The following is a 22,318-nucleotide window of genomic DNA, read 5'->3' on the forward strand; positions in this document are numbered from 1 at the left end:
GGGCCAGGCGGGCGGTTTCAGCGTGGGCCGCGAGGGGCCACGGTGATCCAGTAGCGCGTGCGTTCGAGGACACGCACCGGCAGCAGCCGGGCGAGGTTGTCCAGCACGGCGTCGGTGTCGTTCAGCATGAAGGCGCCGCTCAGGCGCAGCCCGGCCACGGCGGGCTCGCAGCGGATCCAGCCTGGCCGGTAGCGCGACAGTTCGGCGAGGAACTCGTCCAGCCGCAGGTCTTCGACGGCCAGCACGCCGCGCGCCCAGAGTGCCCCGTCGGCGGGGGGCGGCACGCGGGGTGCGCACCGCGTGACGGTCGAAGTCGGCCTGTTCGCCGGCCTGCAGGCGGCCGGGCGCGCCGCCGTCACGCGGCGCGATCTCCACCGCGCCGGCCAGCACGGCGACGCGGCACCGATCGTCGAGCATCCGGACCGTGAAACGCGTTCCGACCGCCCGCACGCGCCCGGCGTCGACGTCGACGACGAAGGGCCGTGGCGGCTGCTGCGGGTCGCGTGCGGTCTCGACGAGCAGCGCGCCGGCGTGCAACTGCAGCCGGCGCAGCTCGGGGCCGAAGTGCGCGTCGGCGGCGCTGGCGGTGTCCAGCACCATGCGGCTGCCGTCGGCCAGCGTCCATTCGCGCCATTCGCCGGTCGCCGTGGTGTAAGCGGCCGAAGTGCGCGACGCGGCGGGCAGCATCTGCCAGCCCAGCCAGCCGGCGCCCGGGGCTGCGATGAGCAGCGCCAGCGTGCGCAGCTGGCGCCGGCGCTGCGGCCGCGCGAGCGTCGGCCGCGCCAGCGCTGCGGGCACGGCGGCCGCCTGGCGGCTGACCAGCAGGGCGCGCTGCCATGCGAGTTCGTGTGCCGGGGCCTGGGCACGCCAGGCCTCGAGTGCGTCGTGCTCGGACGGACTCGCCTTGCCGTCGTTCAGGCGCACGTACCACTCGGCCGCCTGCATCGCCACGTCGCGTGTCAGCACGCGGTCCGGCGGGGGGCTCACCGGGGCACCCCAAGGCCTGCGGCCGATCCCGCCACGCGGGAAGGAGCCCCTGACAAGCCCTGAGGGTGTCTCATGCCGCCAGCAGGATGCATTCGGCCATCGCCTGGGCCATGTAGCGCTTCACCGAACGCAGGCCGACGCCCAGTTCCTCGGCGATCTCGGCGTAGCTCAGGCCCTCGACCTGGGCCAGCACGAAGACCGTGCGCACCTTGGGCGGCAGGCCGTCGAGCATCGTGTCGACCTCCTGCAACGCTTCCAGCATGAGCAGCCGCTGCTCCGGCGAGGGCTGATGGTCCGCCGGCAGCGCCGCGAGGGCCTGCAGGTAGGCCGCTTCCAGCGACTGGCGGCGCAAGTGGTTGAGCAGCAGTCGCCGGGCGACGGTGGCCAGGTAGGCCCGCGGTTCGCGCAGCGCACCGACCTCGGCCGCCGACGGCGTGCACAGCAGGCGCGCGAAAGTGTCCTGGGCCAGATCCGCGGCCTCGAAGGCATTGCCCAGCTTGCGCCAGAGCCAGCCGTGCAGCCAGCCATGGTGCTCGCGGTACAGGCCGGCGAGCTCTTGGTGTGGGGGGCTCAGGACCTGGGACATGCGGGGTGAGCTGAGGTCAATGGTCGGGAATGCGAAGCGTTCGCATCTGATTCTAAGGGCCCCCAGCCCCCGCGGCGGGTTCAGCCGACGGCGCTGCGGGCGCGGCCGCCCTGCCAGTCGGCCAGCGGCCCGTCCAGCGCCGCGCCGCGGCGTACGGCCGTCATCTCCGCGACGATCGCCAGCGCGATCTCCGGCGGCGTGCGGCCGCCGAGGTTCAGGCCGACCGGGCCGTGCAGGCGCGCGATCTGCGCCTCGTCGAGCTCGAAATCGAGCAGTCGCCTGCGGCGCGCGTCGTTGTTGCGCCGCGAGCCGAGCGCGCCGACGTAGAAGGCCGGCGTCTTCAGCGCTTCCATCAGCGCCAGGTCGTCGAGCTTGGGGTCGTGGGTCAGCGCGACGACGGCGGTGTGCGCGTCGGGGCGCATCTCGACGACGAGGTCGTCGGGCATCGTGCGCGACAGCAGGACGCCGGGCAGCGCGTCCCAGCCTTCGCGGTATTCCTCGCGCGGGTCGCAGACGGTGACGGCGTAGTCCAGCAGCAGCGCCATCTGCGCCAGGTAGCGCGAGAGCTGGCCGGCGCCGATGACGATCAGCCGCAGGCGTGGGCCGTGCACCGTCGCCAGCGTCGTGCCGTCGAAACGCAGCGTGTCGCCTTCGCGTGCCGGCTCCAGCGTGACTCGCCCGCTGCCCAGGTCCAGCCGGCGCCTGACCAGCGCATGCTGTTCGACGGCCGCCAGCAACTCGGGCAGCGCCGAAGCCTCGGACAGCGGCTCGAGCACGATCTCGACGCTGCCGCCGCAGGGCAGGCCGAAGCGCTGCGCCTCGTCGGCGCTGACGCCGTAGCGTGTGACGGCCGGCATGCCCGACGCCAGTTCGCCGGCACGCATGCGCGAGATCAGATCGTCCTCGATGCAGCCGCCCGACACCGAGCCGGCGACCTGGCCGTCGTCGCGCAGCGCCATCAGCGAGCCCGGTGGACGCGGCGAGCTGCCCCAGGTGCGCACGACGGTGGCGAGCACGACCTGCCGCCCGGCGCGCTGCCATGCGAGCGCGCTGCGAAGCACCTCGACGTCCACGCCCTGCGTCACGCGTGTTCCGCGGTTGGAGCCGCCAGCGTGCGGGCGGCGCCGGGGTCGCTTGTCGCGGCCGTCCCGCGTCGGGAGCGCATCGGGCTCAGATCGGCTTCAGCGGGCCGTCGAAACGTTCGAGCAGCGGCGGGTGGCCCAGCGGCGGGAACTCGATCTTCGCCTCGGGCACCTTGCGGTCGGGGATGCGGTCGAGCAGGTCGCGGATCAGGCGCAGCCGGCCGATGCGCTGGTCGTTGAAGTCGACCAGCGTCCACGGTGCGTGCGCGGTGTGCGTGGCCTTCAGCATCAGGTCGCGCGCGTGGCCGTACTCGGCGTAACGCGTGCGCGCCTGCAGGTCCACCGGCGAGAGCTTCCAGCGCTTCAGCGGGTCGGCCAGGCGGTCGGCGAAACGCAGTTCCTGGCGCTCCTGGTCGACGGTGAGCCAGTACTTCAGCAGCAGGATGCCGTCGTCGACGAGCAGCTTCTCGAACACCGGCGCCTGCTTCAGGAAGGCCTTGGCCTGGGCTTCGCTGCAGTAGCCCATCACGCGTTCGACGCCGGCGCGGTTGTACCAGCTGCGGTCGAAGAGCACGATCTCGCCGGCCGCCGGCAGGTGCGCGACATAACGCTGGAAGTACCACTGCGTCGCCTCGCGCTCGGTCGGCTTGGGCAGCGCGACGGTGCGGCACTGGCGCGGGTTCAGCGTCGAGGCGATGGCCGAGATCACCCCGCCCTTGCCGGCGGTGTCGCGGCCCTCGATCAGCACCAGCAGGCGCTTGCCGGTGTGCTGCAGCCAGCGCGCCAGGTCGTTGAGCTGCAGTTCCAGCGGTTCGAGCTGCGCCAGGTAGTCGGCCTTCGAGATCTTGCCGTTGGTGCCGTCGCCGTGCTTGGTCTTCTTGCTCATGGGCCGATGATGCGCCCGGCATGCGGCCAATGAAAAGGCCGCCGGCGCTGTCGCGCGGGCGGCCCGTCGTGCGGACGTCGCAGCTTACTTGCGGCGCAGCTTCTGGATCGCGGCGATCTGCGCGGCCATGGCCGCGAACTCGCTCTGCGCCTTCGCCAGGTCGATGTCGCTCTTGGCGTTGCGCATCGCTTCCTCGGCCAGGCGCTTGGCCTCGGTGGCCTTGGCCTCGTCGAGGTCGTGGCCGCGGATGGCCGTGTCGGCGAGCACCGTCACGACGTTGGGCTGCACTTCCAGGATGCCGCCGGCGACGAAGACGAACTCCTCCTCGCCGTTGTCGGCGCGCTCGATGCGCACCGCGCCCGGCTTGATGCGGGTGATCAGCGGCGTGTGGCGCGGCAGGATGCCGAGCTCGCCGTTCTCGCCCGGCAGCGCGACGAACTTGGCCTCGCCCGAGAAGATGCTCTCCTCGGCAGAGACGACGTCGACGTGAATGGTCTTGGCCATGGGGGTCCTCGGATGGAAGAAAAGTCAGGAAGCGGCGGGGCGCCCGGCGCCCCGGAGCCCGCTTACTGCAGCTTCTTCGCCTTCTCGAACGCCTCGTCGATCGTGCCGACCATGTAGAAGGCCTGCTCCGGCAGGTGGTCGCACTCGCCGTTGACGATCATCTTGAAGCCGCGGATCGTTTCCTTCAGCGGCACGTACTTGCCCGGCGTGCCGGTGAACACTTCGGCGACGTGGAAGGGCTGCGACAGGAAACGCTGGATCTTGCGGGCGCGGGCGACGGCCAGCTTGTCTTCCGGCGACAGCTCGTCCATGCCCAGGATCGCGATGATGTCGCGCAGTTCCTTGTAGCGCTGCAGCGTGGCCTGCACCGCACGCGTCGTGCTGTAGTGCTCCTCGCCGACGACGTTCGGGTCGATCTGGCGCGAGGTCGAGTCCAGCGGGTCGACGGCGGGGTAGATGCCCAGCGCGGCGATGTCACGCGACAGCACGACGGTGGCGTCCAGGTGGGCGAAGGTCGTGGCCGGCGACGGGTCGGTCAGGTCGTCCGCAGGGACGTACACGGCCTGGATCGAGGTGATCGAGCCGACCTTGGTCGACGTGATGCGCTCCTGCAGGCGGCCCATTTCCTCGGCCAGCGTCGGCTGGTAGCCCACCGCCGACGGCATGCGGCCCAGCAGCGCGGACACTTCGGTGCCGGCCAGCGTGTAGCGGTAGATGTTGTCGACGAAGAACAGCACGTCACGGCCTTCGTCACGGAACGCCTCGGCCATCGTCAGGCCGGTCAGCGCCACGCGCAGACGGTTGCCCGGCGGCTCGTTCATCTGGCCGTAGACCATCGCCACCTTCGACTCGGACAGGTTCTCCTGCACGACGACGTTGGAGTCCGACATCTCGTGATAGAAGTCGTTGCCCTCGCGGGTGCGCTCACCGACGCCGGCGAACACGGACAGACCCGAGTGCGCCTTGGCGATGTTGTTGATGAGCTCCATCATGTTGACGGTCTTGCCGACGCCGGCGCCGCCGAACAGGCCGACCTTGCCGCCCTTGGCGAACGGGCAGATCAGGTCGATGACCTTGATGCCGGTTTCCAGCAGCTCCTGCGACGGCGACAGCTCGTCGTAGGCCGGGGCCTTGCGGTGGATCGTCGCGGTGTGGGTCTGGTCGACCGGGCCGCGCTCGTCGATCGGGTTGCCGAGCACGTCCATGATGCGGCCCAGCGTCGCCTTGCCGACCGGCACGGTGATGCCGGCGCCGGTGTCGGTGACCATCAGGCCGCGGCGCAGGCCGTCCGACGAGCCGAGCGCGATGGTGCGCACGACGCCGTCGCCGAGTTGTTGCTGAACTTCCAGCGTCAGCGGCGAGCCTTCGAGCTTCAGTGCGTCGAAGATCTTGGGCATCTGGTCGCGCGGGAACTCCACGTCCACGACGGCGCCGATGCACTGAACGATCTTGCCTTGTGCCATTTTGAGCTTCCTTCGATTCGTATCTTTAGACGGCGGCGGCGCCACCCACGATTTCCGACAGTTCCTTCGTGATCGCGGCCTGGCGGGTCTTGTTGTAGACGAGCTTGAGCTCGGCGATCAGGTTGCCGGCGTTGTCCGTGGCGGCCTTCATCGCGACCATGCGCGCGCTCTGCTCGCTGGCCATGTTCTCGGCCACGGCCTGGTAGACCAGCGCCTCGATGTAGCGCGTGAGCAGCTCGTCGATGACCACCGACGCCTCGGGCTCGTAGATGTAGTCCCAGGCGTAGGCCTTCTTCTCGGTGGCGGTCTGCTCCAGGCGCGACGGCGCCAGCGGCAGCAGCGGCTCGACCATCGGCTCCTGCTTCATCGTGTTGATGAACTTCGTGTAGCAGAGATGCACTTCGTCGATCTCGCCGGCCACGAAGGCGTCGAGCATGACCTTGACCGGGCCGATCAGCTTCTCGAGCTGCGGCGCGTCGCCGAGCTGGATCGCGTGGCCGATGACCTGCGCGCCGATCCGGTTCAGGAAGCCGAAGCCCTTGTTGCCGATCGCCACCGTCGCGATCGAGCCGCCGGCCGCCTGCACGTCCTTCATCTTCTGCGTGACGGCACGCAGGATGTTGGTGTTCAGGCCGCCGCACAGACCCTTGTCGGTGGTCACGACGATGAAGCCGACCTTCTTCGTCGTGCCGCCGGCGCGCAGGTAGGGCGACTTGTATTCAGGATTGGCTTCCGACAGGTGCGCAGCGATGTTGCGCACCTTGTCGGCGTACGGGCGCGCAGCGCGCATGCGCTCCTGCGCCTTGCGCATCTTGGACGCGGCGACCATTTCCATGGCCTTGGTGATCTTCTTGGTGTTCTCCACCGATTTGATCTTGCCGCGAATCTCTTTTCCGACTGCCATGTGGCACTCCAGTCAAGCGGACGCCGCAGAACCGGCCGAAGCCGGTCCGGCGGCGACGCCCCGAAGCCCCGCAACGGCCCGTTGCGGGCCGAAGGGACAGACGCCGAAGGCGCTCCGGGGGCGGGCCATGTTCAGGCGAAGGACTTCTTGAACGCGGCGATCGCGCCGGCCAGCTCTTCCTCGGCGGCCTTGTCCATCGCCTTGTCGTTCTCGAGCTTGGCCAGCAGCGCGGCGTGGCTCGACTTCAGGTGCTGGTGCAGGCCGTGTTCGAAGGCCAGAACCTTCTTAACGTCGATGTCGTCCAGGTAGCCCTTGTTCGCGGCGTACAGCGTCGCGGCCATCAGGCTGATCGGCAGCGGCGAGTACTGGGCCTGCTTCAGCAGTTCGGTCACGCGCGCGCCGCGGTCGAGCTGCTTGCGGGTGGCAGCGTCGAGGTCGGAGGCGAACTGCGCGAACGCGGCCAGTTCACGGTACTGCGCCAGGTCGGTACGGATGCCGCCCGACAGGCTCTTGATCAGCTTGGTCTGCGCGGCGCCACCGACGCGCGACACCGAGATGCCGGCGTTGATCGCGGGACGGATGCCGGCGTTGAACAGGCTGGTTTCCAGGAAGATCTGGCCGTCGGTGATCGAGATCACGTTCGTCGGCACGAAGGCGGACACGTCGCCGGCCTGCGTCTCGATGATCGGCAGCGCGGTCAGCGAACCGGTCTTGCCCTTGACCTCGCCCTTCGTGAAGGCCTCGACGTAGTCGGCGTTCACGCGAGCGGCGCGCTCGAGCAGGCGGCTGTGGAGATAGAACACGTCGCCGGGGAAGGCTTCGCGGCCCGGCGGGCGGCGCAGCAGCAGCGAGACCTGGCGGTAGGCGACGGCCTGCTTGGACAGATCGTCGTAGATGATCAGGGCGTCCTGGCCGCGGTCGCGGAAGTACTCGCCCATCGTGCAGCCGGAGTAGGCCGACACGTATTGCATCGCCGCCGATTCCGACGCCGAGGCCGCGACGACGATGGTGTAGTCCATCGCGCCGGCTTGTTCCAGGGAGCGCACCACGTTCTTGATCGACGAAGCCTTCTGGCCGATCGCGACGTAGATGCAGGTCATGTTCTGACCCTTCTGGTTGATGATCGTGTCGATCGCCACCGCGGTCTTGCCGGTCTGGCGGTCGCCGATGATCAGCTCGCGCTGGCCACGGCCGATCGGCACCATCGAGTCGATCGACTTCAGGCCGGTCTGCACCGGCTGGTCGACGGACTTGCGGGCGATGACGCCCGGCGCGACCTTCTCGATGACGTCGGTCATCTTGGCGTTGATCGGGCCCTTGCCGTCGATCGGCTGGCCGAGCGCGTTGACGACGCGGCCGATCAGCTCGGGGCCGACCGGCACCGACAGGATCTGGCCCGTGCACTTGACGGTGTCGCCTTCGGAGATGTGCTCGTACTCGCCCAGAATCACCGCGCCGACGGAGTCGCGCTCGAGGTTCAGAGCCAGGCCGTAGGTCGGCTGGCCGCTCGCGGTGGGCGGGAACTCCAGCATTTCGCCGGCCATCACCTCGGACAGGCCGTGAACGCGGCAGATGCCGTCGGTCACCGAGACGACCGTACCCTGGTTGCGGATGTCGGTCGAGACGCCAAGGCCTTCGATGCGGCTCTTGATCAGCTCGGAAATTTCAGCGGGATTCAGGTTCATAGGTTCTCCTCGAAGGGCGCACGCTCGACGGCTGTCAGGCGGTCAGGGCGGCCTTCATCTGTTCGAGACGGGCGCGGACCGAGGTGTCGAGCACCTCGTCGCCGACGACGACACGCACGCCGCCGATCAGCTCCGGGTCGACTTCGACGTGCGCGTTCAGCTTGCGGCCGAAGCGCTTCTCGAGCGAGGCCGTGACCTCGGCGAGCTGCGCGCCGTCGAGCGGGAACGCGCTGTAGACCGTCGCGTCGGAGACGCCGCCGGAAGCGTTGACCAGGGTGCGGAACTGCGCCGCGACCTCGGCCAGCGCCACGAGGCGGCCGTTTTCGATGACGGTGCGCAGCAGGTTGGCCGCGCGCGGGTCGAGCGCCTGGCCGACGACGCCGGCGATGACGTCGTAGACCTGCGAGGCCGGCACCTTCGGGTGGTCGGCGAACTGGCGCAGTTCGGCGTTGCCCGCCACGGCGGCCAGCGCGTCGATCTGCGGCGCCAGCGCCGCGGCATCGCTGCCGGCGGCCTGGAACAGCGCTTCGGCGTACGGCCGGGCGATCGTCGCGAGCTCTGCCATGTCAGAGCTCCGCCTTCAGGCGCGACAGCAGCTCGGCGTGAACGCCGGGATTCACTTCGCGACGCAGGATCTGCTCGGCGCCCTTGACGGCCAGCCCGGCGACCTGCTCGCGCAGCGCCTCACGGGCCTTCACGGCTTCCTGCTCGGCTTCGGCTCGCGCCGCAGCGATGATCTTGGCCCCTTCCTCGGTGGCACGCCCCTTGGCTTCCTCGATCATCTGCTGCGCGAGACGCTCGGCGTCGGCGAGACGCTTCTGGGCATCGTTGCGCGCAGCCGAGAGTTGCTGCTCGACGCGCTGGTTCGCAGCCGCCAGATCGGACTTGGCCTTGTCGGCCGCCGACAGACCGTCGGCGATCTTGGCGGCGCGCTCGTCGAGCGCCTTGACGATCGGCGGCCAGACGAATTTCATCGTGAACCCGACCAGGATCAGGAACACGATCATCTGGATGATCAGTGTCGCGTTGATGCTCACTTTGTGTCCTCGAAACGCTTGTGGCGAAAAACGGCTGCCTCGCGCTGAGCCGTCCGATTCGCGGCGATCAGGCCGCGTGCCGGATTACTTCGCCAGGGCGGCGATCTGGCCGAGGAACGGGTTGGCGGTGGTGAACCACAGCGCGATACCCGTGCCGATGATGAACGAGGCGTCGATCAGGCCGACCAGCAGGAACATCTTGGTTTGCAGTTCACCCATCAGCTCGGGCTGACGCGCGGCCGATTCCAGGTACTTGCTGCCCATGACGCCGATACCGATACAGGCGCCGGCGGCGCCGAGACCGATGATCAGGCCGGCGGCGAGAGCGACGAGACCGATGAGTTCCATGATGACTCCTTGCTAAATGCGAAAGTGGAGAAAGGGGAAGAAGGGGCAGGAACTGCCCCGGGGCAAACCGTCAGTGCGAGTCGTGCGCCTGACCGACGTACACCAGCGTCAGCATCATGAACACGAACGCTTGCAGCGTGATGATCAGGATGTGGAAGATGGCCCACACCGTCCCGGCCACGATGTGCAGCAGGGACAGCGCCAGACCGCTGGCGGAAAGGGTGAACGCACCGCCGAGCAGCGCGATCAGCAGGAAGATCAGCTCGCCGGCGTACATGTTGCCGAACAGCCGCATGCCGTGCGAAACCGTCTTCGCGACGAACTCGACGAGCTGCATCGCGAGGTTGACGATGCCCAGCAGCACGGCGAACAGCGGGTTCTTGCTCGTGCCGAACGGAGCGGTGACGAGCTCGTGCGCCCAGCCGCCCAGGCCCTTGATCTTCAGGTTGTAGTACAGGCACAGCAGCAGCACGGTGCCCGACAGCGCCATCGTGATCGACAGGTCGGCGGTCGGCACGACACGCAGGTAGGCCTCGGGGTTGCCGCTGGCGGTCTGCCACAGCCAGGGCAGCAGGTCGACCGGCAGCAGGTCCATCGCGTTGAGCATGAACACCCAGACGAAGACCGTCAGCGCCAGCGGCGCGACGAACTTGCGGCTCTGGGCGTTGTGGACGATGTCCTTGGCCTGGTTGTCGACCATCTCGACGAGCATCTCGACGGCGGCCTGGAAGCGGCCCGGAACGCCCGAGGTGGCCTTGCGCGCCGCCATCCACAGCAGGCCGCAGGTCAGGATGCCCAGCGTGACGGCGAAGAACACCGAGTCGAGGTTGATGACCGAGAAGTCGACGACCCCGGTCTGGTGACCGGTCTGCGCGTGGTGCAGGTGGTGGACGATGTACTCGCCCGCGGTCGGCGCGTGTCCTGCGGTTCCTTCGGCTGCCATGTTCTGGTCGTCCCGTGTCGTCGTGTCAGCGGCCGCGCCACAGGAGCGCGACCCAGTATGTCTTGATGCACAGCACCAGGCTCGCCAGCAATGCCGGCCAGTTCAGGTCCTGCACGAGCTTCGGCGCCAGCATCAGCATGGCGACCGAGACCGCGATCTTCACCGACTCCCACAACATGAAGCTGACGACACCGGCGCCGGGCGACATGCTGCTGAATCGGCTGGTCGCACCGCGCGCCATCAGGGCGCTCGGCAGGACCACGGTGGCGGCGCCGTAAAGCGCCGACCATCCGGCTGCCAGGCGGCCCGTGATCGTCGCTGCGAGCAGCGCGACCACCACGCCGACCACCACCTGCGCAAGGATCACCCGCCACGGAGACAGCAGCGGGTTCTTCTGGCGCAGGGCACGAGCTTGCTCGCGGGTCAGCGGCTTGAAGGCAGCCAGGGCTGCCGCGTCATCGTCCTCCCAAGGGTCGGCCTGCAATTTACGGTCGATCGCCATGGTGAGTCGGGGGATGCGGACAGCAAAGCCGGCGCATTATACGGATAAACCCCGGTCAAGTCGGAACACCCGGAAACGCTGTAAGGCGGCCCTTCGGCAGGCCGGGTCGGCGCCCTCGGGCGCGCGGGCGCTGGCGGACAATCGGGGCCCTTCGGCGCCTGCTGCGCCCCACTCGACGGCCCGGCCGTCGGCCCGTCATCCGATGCTGCTCCTGCGCCCGCTGCTGACCCTCGCCGCCTTTGTCCTCGCGCTGGCCGCGCCGCCCGTCTCGGCGGCCCCCGGCGCGGTCGTGACGACCCCCCAGGTGCGGGCCGAACTCGTCGTCCACGCGCCCGAGGGCCTGGGGGCCGGCCGGCCGATGGCGCTGGGCCTGCTGCTGCGCCACCAGCCCGGCTGGCACAGCTACTGGAAGAACCCGGGTGACTCGGGCCTGCCGACGACCTTCGCCTGGACGCTGCCCGAAGGCGCTGCCGCCGGCGACATCCGCTGGCCGACGCCGCAGCGCCTGCCGGTGGGGCCGCTGATGAACTTCGGCTACGACGGCACGCTGCTGCTGCCGGTGCCGCTCGCGATCGCCGACGGCTTCAAGGCCGAGCGTCTCGACGTCACGCTGCACGCCGAGTGGCTGGTCTGCAAGGAGGTCTGCATCCCCGAGTCGGGCGACTTCGTGCTGTCGCTGCCGCGCGAGCAGGCGATCGCGGCGCATGCCGCCGAGTTCGCCGCCGCCGAGGCCGCGCGGCCGGTGCCGGCCGCCGGCGCGACGGCCAGCGCCCGCATCGACGGCCAGGCCGTCGTCGTCGAGATCCAGGGCCTGCCGGCCGACTGGCAGGGCGCCGCGCTCGACGTGCTGCCGGCCACCGCCGGCGCGCTGCGCAACGCCGCCGTGCCGCAGGCCTCGTGGTCGGGCTCGACCTGGACCGCGCGGCTGGAGATCGACGCGCAGCGCACCGAGGCGCCGCCGGCGCTGGAGCTGGTGCTGGTGCGCGACGGCGTGCCGGCCGGGCTGGAGCTCACGGCCGCCGTCGCCGGCGCCTGGCCGCCGGTGGCCGAGGCCGGGGCGGGCGCCGAAGCCGTGGCCCCGCCGGCCGCGCCGCCGGCCGACACCTCCCTGGCGCTGGCGCTCGCGCTGGCCTTCGGCGGCGGCCTGATGCTGAACCTGATGCCCTGCGTCTTCCCGGTGCTGTCGCTGAAGGTGCTGGGCTTCGCCGCCCACGCGCACGACCGCGCCAAGCTGCTCGCCGGCGGCCTGGCCTATACGGCGGGCGTCGTCGCCTCCTTCGTCGCGCTGGCCGGCCTGCTGCTGGCGCTGCGCGCCGGCGGCGAGCAGCTCGGCTGGGGCTTCCAGCTGCAGCAGCCGGGTGTCGTCGCGGCGCTGGCCCTGCTGTTCACGCTGATCGGCCTGAACCTGGCCGGCGTCTTCGAGTTCGGCTCGGTGCTGCCGTCGTCCTGGGCGGCGGCGCGCGCGCGCCATCCGCTGGTCGACTCGCTGCTGACCGGCGTGCTCGCCGTCGCCGTCGCCTCGCCGTGCACGGCGCCGTTCATGGGCGCCTCGCTCGGCGTCGCGGTGACGCTGCCGCCGGCGCAGGCGCTGACGGTCTTCGCCGCGCTGGGTCTGGGCATGGCCGCGCCCTATCTGCTGGCCAGCGCCTGGCCGCGGCTGGCCGGCGCGCTGCCGCGCCCGGGCGTCTGGATGGCGCACTTCAAGGTCGTGATGGCCTTCCCGATGTTCGCCACCGTGGTCTGGCTGGTCTGGGTGCTGGGCCAGCAGACGGGCATCGACGGTGCCGCGGCGCTGCTGGCGCTGCTCGTGGCGCTGGCCTTCGCCGCCTGGGCCTTCGGCTCGCGTTCGCTCGGCGTGCGGGCACGCACCGGCTTCGGCCTGCTGGCGCTGGCGCTGTTCGGCGCGACGCTGGCCTGGGCGCTGCCGGCCTGGCGCGAGGCGCCGCCGGCGGCCACCGCTGCCGTCGAAGCCGACTGGCAGCCCTGGAGCGCCGAGCGTGCCGCGCAGGCGCTGGCCGAGGGCAAACCGGTGTTCGTCGACTTCACCGCCGCCTGGTGCGTGACCTGCCAGGTCAACAAGCGCACGACGCTGGCGCGCGACGAGGTGCTGGCCGAGTTCCGCGCCCGCGGCGTCGTGCTGCTGCGCGCCGACTGGACGCGCCGCGACGCCGCGATCACCGCCGAACTGGCGCGCCTGGGCCGCAGCGGCGTGCCGGTCTACGCGCTGTACACGCCGGGGGGCGGCGCGCCGCGGGTGCTGAGCGAGATCCTCAGCCCGGCCGAGGTGCGCGAGATGCTGGCCGAGCTGCCGGGCGTGTCGCCGGTGGTTTCGGGCGCGCCGGCCTGATCAGGGCAGCCGCGTGTAGCGCGCGGCCAGCGCCTCGAACGGCGCCGGATCGAGTTCACGCTCCAGCTCGTCGCCGAGGATCGTGGCCACCACGCCGGCCAGGCGGCCGGCCTCGGCGGCGTCCAGGAACAGCAGGCGCGAGCGCCGCGCCAGCACGTCCTCGACCGTGCGCGCCGCCTCGTGGCGGGCGGCGAAACGCACCATCGCCTCGCTGAGGCCGCCGTCGCCGTCGCGCCAGAGCCAGTGCTCCGCACCCGGCAGCCCACGCAGCGCCGCCGCTTCGCTGCCGTAGAGGTGTTCACCCGGCGGCGCCGTCAGCGAGCGCCCGGGTGCCGCGCCGACGAGCTGCAGCCGTGCCGTCGCGCCGGCCGGCCGGCGCGGCAGCAGGCCTTGCGCCATGCAGCGGTCGAGCACGTCCTCGGCCATCGCGCGGTAGGTCGTCCACTTGCCGCCGGTGACGGTGACCAGGCCGCTGGGCGACACCAGCACCGTGTGCTCGCGCGACAGCGCCTTGGTGTCGCCGGCTTCGCCGTCGTGCCGCACCAGCGGGCGCAGGCCGACCCAGACCGAACGCACGTCCTCGCGCCGCGGCGCCTGCTGCAGATAGCGCGCGCTCTCGCGCAGGATGAAGTCGACCTCGGCCGGGAAGGGCTGCGGCTCGCGCGCCAGGTCCTCGCGCGGCGTGTCGGTCGTGCCGAGGATCAGCTTGCCCAGCCAGGGCACGGCGAAGAGCACGCGCCCGTCGGCGGTCTTGGGCACCAGCAGCGCGTGCGTGCCGGGCAGGAATCGCCTGTCGACGACCAGGTGCACACCCTGGCTCGGCGCGACCAGCGGCTTGCGCGGCGCGGCGCCGGCCTCGCGGTCCAGCTCGCGCAGCGTGTCGACCCAGACGCCGGCGGCGTTGACGACGCAGCGCGCCGACAGCGTCGCCTCGGCGCCGGTCTCGGCGTCGCGCACGACGACGCCGTGCACGCGGCCGTCGCGGCGCTGCAGCGCGACGGCGGCGCAGTGGTTCAGCACGACCGCGCCGCGTGCGGCCGCGGTGCGCGCCAGCAGCACGGCGTAGCGGGCGTCGTCGAACTGGCCGTCCCAGTATTTGACGCCGCCCCAGAGCCCGCGGGGCTGCACGCCGGGCAGCAGCGTGCGCACCTGCCCGCTGCCCAGCCACTCGGTGGCGCCCAGGCCGCGTGCGCCGGCCAGCGCGTCGTAGAGCTTGAGCCCGGTGCCGTAGAAGCCGCGCTCCCACCAGTGGTAGCCGGGCATCACGAAGGGCAGCGGCTGGGCGACGTGCGGCGCGTTGGACAGCATCGCCGCGCGTTCGTGCAGCGCCTCGCGCACCAGGTTCACGTTGCCCTGCGCGAGGTAGCGCACGCCGCCGTGCACGAGCTTGGTGGCGCGCGACGAAGTGCCCTGGGCGAAGTCGTGCGACTCGACGAGCGCGACCGAGAAGCCGCGCGCCGCGGCGTCCAGCGCCACGCCCAGGCCGGTGGCGCCGCCGCCGACGACGACCAGGTCCCAGTCGCGTGTTTCGCTCAGGCGCGCCCAGCGGCGCGCGCGATCCTCGTTGGCGGGCTTCACGCGTGCACGAAGTTCACCGGCAAACCGGGCACGTCCACGCGCAGCGCCAGCACGCGGCCGTCCAGCGGGCCGGCGTCGCCCTTGGGCATGGCGCTGGTGACGTACAGCGTGCGCAGGTCGGCACCGCCGAAACACGGCATCGTCGGGCAGCGCACCGGCAGCGCCAGGTCGGCCAGCACGCGGCCGTCGGGCGCGAGACGCAGCAGCCGCGCGCCCTCGTACATCGCCACCCAGTAGCCGCCCTCGACGTCGACCGCGGCGCCGTCGGGCCGGCCGCCGTAGCCGGCCAGCGAGCCGTCGGCGGGCTTCGGCGGGAACTGGTGGAAGACCCGGCGCCGCGACAGCGAGCCGTCGCTGGCGTCGAAGTCGAAGGCCTCGATGCGGTGGGCCTGCGTGTCGCACCAGTACATCGTCGCTCCGTCGGGGCTCCAGGCCAGGCCGTTGCTGGTGCTGGCGGCGTCGAGCTGCGGGTCCAGCGCGCCGTCGGCCCAGCGGTACAGCGCGGCGCGCGGCGGCAGCCGCGGCTCGCAGATCGTGCCGACCCAGAAGCGGCCCTGCGGGTCGGCCTTGCCGTCGTTGAAACGCTGCGAGGTGCGGTCGTAGGGCGGCGGCGCCAGGCGCTGCGTCGCGCCGGTGGCCAGGTCCAGGCGGAACAGGCCGTCGCGGCGCGCCAGCATCAGGCCGCCGTCCAGGTGCGGCGCGATGCAGCCGACGTCTTCGGGCTGGTCCCAGCTGTCATGCACGCCGTCGCGCGCGCGCCAGCGGTGCACGCGCCGGCCCGGGATGTCGCACCAGTACAGCGCGCCCTGCTCGGGCCACCAGAACGGCGACTCGCCGGTGCCGCAGGGCGCGACGGGCAGCGCGTCGACCTGCATGGCCTCAGACGGGGGCGATGTCCAGCCGCATCCAGGCTTCGGTGCCGGCGCCGGGCGCGACGTCGACCAGGCCGTGGGCCAGCGGGTCGGCCATGTGCACGGCGTTGCTGACGTGGCTCACCGGCTCGACGCAGAAGTAGGGCTTGGTCGGCGGCGTGTAGACCACCAGGCGCGACATCGACGACGTCAGGCGCAGCGACAGCTTCTCGTCGCGGATGCGCGCCGGCCCGCGCCAGCCGTCGAAGCAGTGGTCGAAGCTCAGGTGGGCGACGTCGGCGTCGATGCCCGGCTGCGGCACGGCGCGTGTCGGCAGGCCGCTGGGGTCGCTGTCCCAGCGCTGGGCGACCTCGGCATGCAGCCGGCTGCGCGCGCGCTTGGGGAAATACGGGTGCCAGCCCAGGCCGACCGGCTGCGGCTCGGCGCCGGTGTTGCGCAGTTCCAGCGAGACCTTCAGCGCGTCGGGCTCGAGCACGAAACGCTGCCGCACCTCGAAGGCGAACGGCCAGTGCGAGTCGCCCGGGTGCACCAGGCCCAGCGTGGCGCTGGCGGCGTCGGCCTCCAGCACCTCCCAGCCGCGCTGCCAGGCGATGCCGTGCAGCGAGTGCGGGCTGCCGGCCTCGTTCGGCGCGGTCGTGTGGTCGTGGCCGTGCCAGCGCAGGCGGCGGTAGCCCAGGCGGTTGGAGTAGGGCACCAGCGGGTAGCAGGCGGCGAGGCGCGAACTCGCCAGCTCGGCCGGCTCGGTGCTGCGCAGCACCGGCAGCTCGCCGAGCCAGAGGCCGGCGATAGCGCCGCCGAGGTCGGGGCGAAGGGCCAGGCGCAGCTCGCCGGCGCGCAGTTCGAGGGCGGAAGGGGTCATCGGGTCACCAGCGTGTCAGACCGTCGGCCAGGTCGGCGCGCAGGTAGTGCGCCCCCGGAATCGGGTTGTAGTAGTAGGGCGGGATCTCCTCGAAGCCGAGCGACTCGTAGAGGCCGCGCGCGGCCTCCATGTCGTCCAGCGTGTCGAGCAGCATGTTGGAGTAGCCGGCCTGCACCGCACGTTCGAGCAGCGCCTGCGCGACGATGCGGCCGATGCCGAAGCCGCGGAAGGCGCGCCGCACGTACAGGCGCTTCATCTCGCAGGCGTTGGTGTAGTCGACGTCGGCCAGCGCGCGGAACGCGCCGCAGCCGGCGACCTGGCCGTCGACCAACGCCAGCAGCAGCGCGCCGTCCGGCGCGGCGTAGTCGCCGGGCAGCTGCGCCAGTTCCTCGTCGAAGGACTGGAAACACAGGTCGATGTCCAGGCCCTCGGCGTATTCGCGCAGGATCTCGCGTGCCGCGTCCAGCAGGGTCTCGTCGCTGGCGGCGGGTTCGACGAGCTGGATGTCGGGCGTGTCCACGGCGTCAGTTCAGCGCGCCGAGCGAGACCACCCAGCTGACCAGCGCCCAGGCCGCGGCGCCGAGCACCAGCGCCAGCAGGCGCTGCGACCAGCCGTCGGCGCTGGCCGGCGTGCCGGCGGGCAGCGGCTTGTCGCCGGTGAGCATCGGCAGCACCAGGTTGTGGCCGCGCAGGCGGTGGAACACGATCGAGGCGATGTGCAGGGACACGAGGGCGATGATGATCCACTGTCCCGGCCCCTTGTGCCAGGACGTGGCGTCGAGCGCGGTCTCGCTTTCGACGAAACGCCACAGCGGCCCGGTGTTGGCGATCTCGTCGTCGGCGACGAGGCCGGTGGCGACCTGGATCGACACGATGCCCAGCAGCGCGAAGACCGAGAAGCTGCCCAGCGGGTTGTGGCCGACCTCGATCATCTCCTCGGGCCGCGAGCGGCCCTTCAGGTAGCGCAGGACCGTGCCGGGCGCGTAGATGAAGTTGACGAAGCGCGACCAGCGGCCGCCGACCAGGCCCCAGGCGAGGCGGAAGGCGATCAGCCCGAAGGCGACGTAACCGGCCTTGAAGTGCCACTCCATCGCGTTGCCGCCGATCTTGCCGCTGACGAAGCAGACGACGATCGAGGCGGCCAGCGCCCAGTGGAACAGGCGCGTGGGCAGGTCCCAGATGCGGGTCGGGCGGGGCGAGAGGTCGGGCGCGGCCATGGGGTGCGGGGGCTCCTTCTTCGAGGTGGGAGGTGCAACCATAACCCCATCCCGGGGCGTCGCGGCCGAATGCCGGCGATCCGCGCCGAGTTTGTCGAAACCCGGGGTGGTATCGATCGTGGGGGCTTTAGACTCGCGCCGCCGGGTCTCGTGCCCGAGCGTTCACGCATAACCCCAACGGAGTGCCTGCATGAAAAAGATGTCCCTCGCCGCCGCTGCCGTGGCCGGCCTGGTCACCGCCCTGCCCGCCGCCGCGCAGTTCCAGAAGCCCGGTGACGCGATCGAGTACCGCCAGAGCGCGTTCACGCTGATCGCCAGCCACTTCGGCCGCGTTGCTGCGATGGCCCAGGGCAAGGCGCCGTTCGATGCCAAGGTCGCCGCCGAGAACATCGCGATCGTCTCGACGCTGGCCAAGCTGCCGCTGACGGCCTTCGGCCCGGGCACCGACAAGGGCCATGGCACCGAAGCCAAGGCCGCTGTCTGGAGCGACGCCGCCGGCTTCAAGGCCGCCGCCGACAAGTACGTCGCCGCCGTCGAGAAGCTCGACGCGGCCGGCAAGACCGGTGACTTCGCCCAGATCAAGGCCGCGGTCGGCGAGACCGGCGGCTCGTGCAAGGGCTGCCACGACAAGTTCAAGGAAAAGTGATCGCCGCGGCGCTGCGGCGCCGCTGATCCCACGCCCGTCGGCGAAGCGAGGTTCCGGCCCGCTTCGCCGATTTCGTTTCAGGTGTCCGCGAAGCCGAGCACGACGCGCCGCGTCTTGGCTGATTTCTTCTCGATCTTGGTCACGACGACGGCGCCGATCTCGGCCGTGTTGCCGACGTGCGTGCCGCCGCAGGGCTGCAGGTCCAGGCCCTCGATCTCGACCAGGCGCACGCGGCCCTGGCCGCGCGGCGGCTGCACGCTCATGCTGCGCACGAGTTGCGGGTTGGCGTCGAGCTCGTCCTCCGAGATCCAGCGGGTGTGCACCGGCCGCGCCTCGGCGACCAGGCGCGCCAGGCCGGCGCTGAGCAGGTCCTTGTCCAGCGGCTCGGTCATGTGGAAGTCGAGCCGCGCGTAGCCGGCGGTGATCGAGCAGCCGTCCACCGGCTGCGGCACCAGCGCACACAGCAGATGCGTCGCGCTGTGGAACCGCCGGTGCGCCTGGCGGCGCGCGACGTGGATCGCCGCGCGCACGGCGGTGCCCGGCGCCAGCCACGACAGCTCGGCGCCTTCGGCCGCGCGGTGCACGACGACGCCCGGGTGCTCGGGGTGTTTGCGTGTGTCGGCGATGGCGACGCGGCGGCCGTCGGCGGCGAGCAGCTCGCCGGCATCGCCGGCCTGGCCGCCGCCTTGCGGGTAGAACACCGTGCGGTCGAGCACGATGCCGCCGTCGGCCTCGACGGCCAGCACCGTCGCGTCGCATTCGGCCAGCGTCGCGTCGTCGCGGAACAGTTCTTCGGTGGGTTGCATGCGGTCCCTTCAGAGCGTGACGCGGCCTTCGATGCAGGGCGTGACCTCGCCGCCGATCCAGACCGTGTCGCCGTCGGATTCGACGTGCACCCGCCCGGCGCGCCCCAGCGCCGTGCCCTGCGCGGCGACATAACGCCCGGGCAGCACGCCGCTGCCGATCAGCCACAGCGCCAGCCCGGCGTTCAGGCTGCCGGTCACCGGGTCTTCGGCGACACCGATGCCGGGCACGAAGGCGCGCACCTCGGCGGCGGTCTCGCCGTCGTCGTCGACGGCGACGACGCCGAGCTTCAGCCGCCCCATCGCCGCCATGTCGGGTTTCAGCGCCAGCACCTGGGCGCGTGTGCGCAGCCGGATCGCCAGCCACTCCGGGCCGTTGACCACCCACTGGTGGCCGACGACGTCCTCCGGCGCCACGCCCAGCGCGTGCACGGCCTGCGACAGCGTCGGCGCGTCGGCCGGGCCGCTGCGCAGCAGCGGTGGTGCCGCGAAGGCCAGCCGGCCGCCGGCCTGGCGCAGCCGCACGAGGCCGATGCCGCACTGCTGGACGACGAACCCGGCTTCGCGCGGCGTGCCGCCGGCGGCCAGCCAGGCCCAGGCGCTGCCCAGCGTCGGATGGCCGGCGAACGGCAGCTCGCCGCCGGGCGTGAAGATGCGCACCCGGTAGTCGGCGCCGGGCTCGGTGGGCGGCAGCAGGAAGGTCGTTTCGGACAGGTTGGTCCAGCGCGCGAACGCGGCCATCTGCGTGTCGTCCAGCCCGTCGGCGTCGTGCACGACGGCCAGCGGGTTGCCCTGGGTCGCCTCGGCGGCGAAGACGTCGACCTGGTGGAAGCGGCGTGTGGTCATTTCGCCGCCTCCTTCAGCACCTCGCCGAGCAGCGCGATGCCGCGTTCGATCTGCTCCGGCGGCACGGTGACGAAGCTCAGCCGCAGCGTGTTGGTGTGGCCGCCGTCGGCGAAGAACGGCGCGCCCGGCACGTAGGCGACGCCGGCGGCCACCGCGGCCGGCAGCAGCGCCGTCGCGTCCAGGCCGGCCGGCAGCTCGACCCAGAAGAACATGCCGCCGTTGGGCACCTGCCAGCGGCAGCCGGCGGGCAGGTGTGTTTCCAGCGCGGCGCGCATCGCGTCGCGGTGCGCGGCGTAACGCGCGCGGATCGTCGGCACGTGCTGCTCGAGGAATCCGTCCTTCACGACCTCGTGCACGATGCGCTGGTTGAAACCCGGCGTGTGCAGGTCGGCGGCCTGCTTGGCCTGCAGCAGCTTGGGGAAGAGCGCGCGCGGCGCCAGCATCCAGCCCAGCCGCAGGCCCGGCGCCAGCACCTTGGAGAACGAACCCAGGTAGAGCGCGTTGTCGCCGGCGTGTGCCGACACCGGCGCCGGCGGCGCTTCGTCGTACCAGAGGTCGCCGTAGGGGTTGTCCTCGACGATCGGCAGGCCGGCAGCCGCCGCCGCGGCGGCCAGCGCACGCCGGCGCTCGTCGCTCAGGCAGCGGCCGCTCGGGTTCTGGAAGTTGGGCAGCAGATAGATGAAACGTGCGCCGGCAACGGCCGCCAGACCTTCCGGGCGCGGGCCCTGGTCGTCACCGTCGACGGCGACGAACTCGGGCTCGTAGGCGTTGAAGGCCTGCAGCGCGCCGAGGTAGGTGGGCGACTCGACGGCGACGCGGCTGCCCGGGTCGATCATCACCTTGCCGACCAGGTCCAGCCCCTGCTGCGAGCCGGTGGTGACGAGGATGCGCGCCGGATCGGCGTCCAGGCCCTGCGCCGCCAGGCGCGTGGCGATCCATTCGCGCAGCGGACCGTAGCCTTCGCTGGCGGCGTATTGCAGCGCCTCGCGGCCGCTGTCGCGCAAGACGCGGGCGGTGGCCTCGGCCATCGCCTCGACCGGGAAACCGTCGGCCGCCGGCAGGCCGCCCGCCAGCGAGACGATGCCCGGCTTCTCGGTCAGCTTCAGGATCTCGCGGATCGTCGAAGGATTCAGCCGCTCGGCGCGGCGGGCCATCTGCCAGCTCATCGGATCATTGCTCCAGGTTCGGGATCGGGTTCGGCCGGCGGCCAGGCCGGTGACGGCGCGCGGGGGGCGGCCGCGGGGGCCGCCGAAACGCGGCGCCCCAGCGCCACCAGGCCCACCGCCGCGGCGGCGAAGCCGACGGTGGTCGCATCCAGGGTCTCGCCCAGCAGCGGCACGGCGGCCAGCAGGGCGACGAACGGCTGCAGCAGCTGCACCTGGCTGACACGCAGCACGCCGCCCAGGGCCAGGCCACGGTACCACGCGAAAAAGCCCAGCCACATCGAGAACAGCGCGACGTAGCCCAGCGCCGCCCAGGCGCCGGCGCGCACCGGCGCGGCCGGCCACTGCAGCAGCGCGGCCGGCAGTGTCAGCGGCAGCATGAACAGCAGCGCCCAGCAGACGGTCTGCGCCGGCGGGATCTCCAGCGAGACCCGTGCGCCGGCGACGTAGCTCGCCGCAGCGCTGAACAAAGCCAGCAGCAGCAGCCCGTCGGCCGCCTGCACGCGGCCGTGGCCGCTCCAGGCGGCAAAGCCCAGCACCAGCGCGCAGCCGGCCACGGCACAGGCCCAGAAGCCGGCCGATGCCCGCTGGCGCAGCCAGATCGCGGCGACGACGGCGGTGGCCAGCGGCAGCACGCCGCTGATGACGGCGGCGTGCATCGCGTCGACCTGGCGCAGCGCCAGCGCGCTGAACAGCGGGAACCCGACCACCGAGCCGGCGGCGCAGACCGCCAGCGCCGGCCACAGCGAGCGCCGCGGCGGCCGGGCGCGCACCGCTAGCAGATAGGCCGCGCTGCACAGCCCGGCGATCGCCGCGCGTGCGGCGGTGACGAAACCTGGCGGCAGCTGCGGGTCGGACGCGTCGCCGACCGCCAGCCGCGTCACCGGCAGCGTCATGCCGAAGACGACGACGGCGAGCAGACCCAGCCACAGGCCGCGGCGGGCGTCTCGGGCAGGGGGCGGCATCGTCATGGCCGCAGTCTAGGGTCGACAAGCAGCACAGTGTCAGTACACTTTCCCGGTACACAACCACGATCTGTATCGATGTCGCCACCGATACA

General features: G+C 71.6%; 24 protein-coding genes and 1 pseudogene. 2 read left to right on the forward strand and 23 right to left on the reverse strand.

The annotated features are described in order from the left end of the window. Positions 1–17 precede the first annotated feature (17 nt). The 14 genes and pseudogenes from LOC65_RS08975 to LOC65_RS09040 all read right to left on the reverse strand — a co-directional run bounded on the left by LOC65_RS08975 (position 18) and on the right by LOC65_RS09040 (position 10,927). Positions 18–284 carry a hypothetical protein gene (locus LOC65_RS08975; RefSeq protein WP_230247316.1) on the reverse strand — a complete coding sequence of 89 codons (267 nt, stop codon included), beginning with the start codon at positions 282–284 and terminating at the stop codon, positions 18–20. A 145-nt stretch (positions 285–429) separates the two neighbouring features. Then, positions 430–945 (reverse strand): annotated as a pseudogene (locus LOC65_RS19455) (DUF4880 domain-containing protein); the annotation flags it as partial. A gap of 112 nt (positions 946–1,057) precedes the next feature. Further along, a complete protein-coding gene (locus tag LOC65_RS08985; protein ID WP_164962497.1) occupies positions 1,058–1,573 on the reverse strand; it encodes a sigma-70 family RNA polymerase sigma factor in 516 nt (171 codons plus the stop codon). Between the two features lie 80 nt (positions 1,574–1,653). Further along, positions 1,654–2,658 carry an XdhC family protein gene (locus LOC65_RS08990; protein ID WP_230247256.1) on the reverse strand — a complete coding sequence of 335 codons (1,005 nt, stop codon included), beginning with the start codon at positions 2,656–2,658 and terminating at the stop codon, positions 1,654–1,656. Between the two features lie 85 nt (positions 2,659–2,743). Then, positions 2,744–3,541: a polyphosphate kinase 2 gene (gene ppk2 / locus LOC65_RS08995; protein ID WP_230247257.1), complete on the reverse strand. Its 798-nt coding sequence runs from the start codon at positions 3,539–3,541 to the stop codon at positions 2,744–2,746. Between the two features lie 84 nt (positions 3,542–3,625). Continuing rightward, the gene (locus tag LOC65_RS09000) at positions 3,626–4,045 is read right to left on the reverse strand and encodes a F0F1 ATP synthase subunit epsilon (RefSeq protein WP_009858588.1); all 420 of its coding nucleotides are present in this window, start codon (positions 4,043–4,045) and stop codon (positions 3,626–3,628) included. Between the two features lie 62 nt (positions 4,046–4,107). After that, complete coding sequence (gene atpD / locus LOC65_RS09005) at positions 4,108–5,508, reverse strand: F0F1 ATP synthase subunit beta (RefSeq protein ID WP_009858587.1); 1,401 nt, start codon at positions 5,506–5,508, stop codon at positions 4,108–4,110. Between the two features lie 25 nt (positions 5,509–5,533). Then, positions 5,534–6,412, reverse strand: coding sequence for a F0F1 ATP synthase subunit gamma (gene atpG / locus LOC65_RS09010; protein ID WP_009858586.1), 879 nt, complete (start codon positions 6,410–6,412; stop codon positions 5,534–5,536). A 131-nt stretch (positions 6,413–6,543) separates the two neighbouring features. Continuing rightward, complete coding sequence (gene atpA / locus LOC65_RS09015) at positions 6,544–8,097, reverse strand: F0F1 ATP synthase subunit alpha (protein WP_009858585.1); 1,554 nt, start codon at positions 8,095–8,097, stop codon at positions 6,544–6,546. A gap of 34 nt (positions 8,098–8,131) precedes the next feature. Further along, complete coding sequence (locus LOC65_RS09020; protein WP_009858584.1) at positions 8,132–8,662, reverse strand: F0F1 ATP synthase subunit delta; 531 nt, start codon at positions 8,660–8,662, stop codon at positions 8,132–8,134. A gap of 1 nt (position 8,663) precedes the next feature. Next, a complete protein-coding gene (locus LOC65_RS09025; RefSeq protein WP_009858583.1) occupies positions 8,664–9,134 on the reverse strand; it encodes a F0F1 ATP synthase subunit B in 471 nt (156 codons plus the stop codon). A gap of 84 nt (positions 9,135–9,218) precedes the next feature. Next, complete coding sequence (gene atpE, locus LOC65_RS09030) at positions 9,219–9,482, reverse strand: F0F1 ATP synthase subunit C (protein WP_009858582.1); 264 nt, start codon at positions 9,480–9,482, stop codon at positions 9,219–9,221. Positions 9,483–9,552: 70 nt separating this feature from the next. Further along, positions 9,553–10,425 carry a F0F1 ATP synthase subunit A gene (gene atpB, locus LOC65_RS09035; protein WP_009858581.1) on the reverse strand — a complete coding sequence of 291 codons (873 nt, stop codon included), beginning with the start codon at positions 10,423–10,425 and terminating at the stop codon, positions 9,553–9,555. 25 nt (positions 10,426–10,450) lie between these two features. Then, the gene (locus LOC65_RS09040; RefSeq protein WP_029718431.1) at positions 10,451–10,927 is read right to left on the reverse strand and encodes an ATP synthase subunit I; all 477 of its coding nucleotides are present in this window, start codon (positions 10,925–10,927) and stop codon (positions 10,451–10,453) included. A gap of 202 nt (positions 10,928–11,129) precedes the next feature. On the opposite strand from LOC65_RS09040, the gene LOC65_RS09045 reads away from it, so the two are divergent. Continuing rightward, positions 11,130–13,274: a protein-disulfide reductase DsbD gene (locus LOC65_RS09045; RefSeq protein ID WP_230247258.1), complete on the forward strand. Its 2,145-nt coding sequence runs from the start codon at positions 11,130–11,132 to the stop codon at positions 13,272–13,274. On the opposite strand, the gene LOC65_RS09050 is transcribed toward LOC65_RS09045, so the two are convergent. The 5 genes from LOC65_RS09050 to LOC65_RS09070 are packed head-to-tail and all read right to left on the reverse strand — an operon-like array spanning position 13,275 to position 17,800. Beyond that, entirely contained in the window at positions 13,275–14,852 is a 1,578-nt protein-coding gene (locus tag LOC65_RS09050; protein ID WP_230247259.1) for a glycerol-3-phosphate dehydrogenase/oxidase, read from the reverse strand. Then, on the reverse strand, positions 14,849–15,727 hold the full coding sequence (locus LOC65_RS09055; RefSeq protein WP_230247260.1) for an SMP-30/gluconolactonase/LRE family protein: 879 nt from the start codon (positions 15,725–15,727) through the stop codon (positions 14,849–14,851). Before LOC65_RS09055 ends, LOC65_RS09050 begins: the two co-directional genes overlap by 4 nt. 4 nt (positions 15,728–15,731) lie before the next feature. Beyond that, on the reverse strand, positions 15,732–16,583 hold the full coding sequence (locus tag LOC65_RS09060; RefSeq protein ID WP_164962502.1) for an aldose 1-epimerase: 852 nt from the start codon (positions 16,581–16,583) through the stop codon (positions 15,732–15,734). 4 nt (positions 16,584–16,587) lie between these two features. Further along, a complete protein-coding gene (locus tag LOC65_RS09065) occupies positions 16,588–17,103 on the reverse strand; it encodes a GNAT family N-acetyltransferase (protein WP_230247261.1) in 516 nt (171 codons plus the stop codon). Between the two features lie 4 nt (positions 17,104–17,107). Continuing rightward, positions 17,108–17,800 carry a cytochrome b/b6 domain-containing protein gene (locus LOC65_RS09070; protein WP_009857421.1) on the reverse strand — a complete coding sequence of 231 codons (693 nt, stop codon included), beginning with the start codon at positions 17,798–17,800 and terminating at the stop codon, positions 17,108–17,110. A 190-nt stretch (positions 17,801–17,990) separates the two neighbouring features. On the opposite strand from LOC65_RS09070, the gene LOC65_RS09075 reads away from it, so the two are divergent. Then, entirely contained in the window at positions 17,991–18,446 is a 456-nt protein-coding gene (locus LOC65_RS09075) for a cytochrome c (RefSeq protein WP_029718433.1), read from the forward strand. Between the two features lie 77 nt (positions 18,447–18,523). Here LOC65_RS09075 and LOC65_RS09080 read toward each other — a convergent pair whose 3' ends face one another. The 4 genes from LOC65_RS09080 to LOC65_RS09095 are packed head-to-tail and all read right to left on the reverse strand — an operon-like array spanning position 18,524 to position 22,229. Beyond that, positions 18,524–19,252 (reverse strand): alanyl-tRNA editing protein, encoded by a 729-nt coding sequence (locus tag LOC65_RS09080; protein ID WP_230247262.1) that lies wholly within the window; start codon positions 19,250–19,252, stop codon positions 18,524–18,526. A 9-nt stretch (positions 19,253–19,261) separates the two neighbouring features. After that, positions 19,262–20,095 (reverse strand): PhzF family phenazine biosynthesis protein, encoded by an 834-nt coding sequence (locus LOC65_RS09085; protein ID WP_230247263.1) that lies wholly within the window; start codon positions 20,093–20,095, stop codon positions 19,262–19,264. Then, complete coding sequence (locus LOC65_RS09090) at positions 20,092–21,261, reverse strand: PLP-dependent aminotransferase family protein (protein WP_230247264.1); 1,170 nt, start codon at positions 21,259–21,261, stop codon at positions 20,092–20,094. The genes LOC65_RS09085 and LOC65_RS09090 overlap by 4 nt, the downstream gene beginning before the upstream one ends. After that, positions 21,258–22,229, reverse strand: coding sequence for a DMT family transporter (locus LOC65_RS09095; RefSeq protein WP_230247265.1), 972 nt, complete (start codon positions 22,227–22,229; stop codon positions 21,258–21,260). The genes LOC65_RS09090 and LOC65_RS09095 overlap by 4 nt, the downstream gene beginning before the upstream one ends. Positions 22,230–22,318: the final 89 nt, after the last annotated feature.

Origin of the sequence: Rubrivivax sp. JA1055 (genome assembly GCF_020966565.1) — a bacterium.
GTDB classification, from domain to species: Bacteria; Pseudomonadota; Gammaproteobacteria; order Burkholderiales; family Burkholderiaceae_C; genus Rubrivivax; species Rubrivivax benzoatilyticus.